Annotated in this window: 1 pseudogene; it reads left to right on the top strand. The window is 42.3% G+C overall.

The features are described 5' to 3' along the window. Window positions 1-849 (top strand): annotated as a pseudogene (locus tag HMPREF3182_RS07350) (hypothetical protein); the annotation flags it as partial.

Raw genomic sequence — 849 nt, 5'->3', positions numbered from 1 at the left:
ATGATAAAAACACAGACGGCTCTGTAAATAAAAATTCCATTACCTTAGGCGGCGATACAAATGGCACCGTTATCAAGAATGTAAAAGCCGGCAATGTGTCTGAAAACAGTAAAGAAGCTGTAAACGGTAGTCAATTGTACAAGACAAATCAAGGTTTTGATATTTTGGTAGGTCAAGATACAGCCGATAACAGAGCTAACGTTGCTTTAGGTCAAGATAAGAAAGAAACGGTTGAATTTGCCGCAGGCAATAGCCTTGAAGTTACATTGGATAAGGCTAATAAGAAAGTAACCTATTCCTTAAAGGATGACATCACAGTCGGTAAAGATGGAGAAGCTGGCAAAGATGGCAAGGTGACTGTCAATGGTAAAGACGGTGAAAAAGTTACTATTGATGGTAAAGATGGTAAGATCGAAAGCAAGGCGAAAGATGGCACAACCGTTACAGTAAATGGTAAAGATGGTACAGTGGGTGCTAAAGGCACAGATGGTACAAGCGTTACTATGAATGGCAAAGATGGCACAATCGGTGCTAAAGGTGCAGATGGTACAACTGTTACCATGAATGGTAAAGACGGTACGATTGGCGGTACAGGTACAGACGGTACCACTGTTACCATGAACGCGAAAGATGGTACAATTGGTGCGAAAGGCCCGAAAGGTGCTAATGGCAAAGATGGCGCGTCTGTTACGATCAACGGTAAAGATGGTATTACAACGATTACTGGTGCTACCGATGATCAGGATAAGAAAAATGTTATCGCTCTTGACGGTAAAGACGGCAAGATGGGCGTTACTGGCAAAGACGGTAACAGTGTTACATTAAATGGCCAAGATGGTTCTATCGACA

The organism is Megasphaera hutchinsoni, from assembly GCF_001553405.1.
GTDB lineage: Bacteria > Bacillota > Negativicutes > Veillonellales > Megasphaeraceae > Megasphaera > Megasphaera hutchinsoni.
The sequence above is the reverse complement of the archived record's forward strand: the minus strand, read 5'-3'. Positions and strand labels throughout refer to the sequence as shown.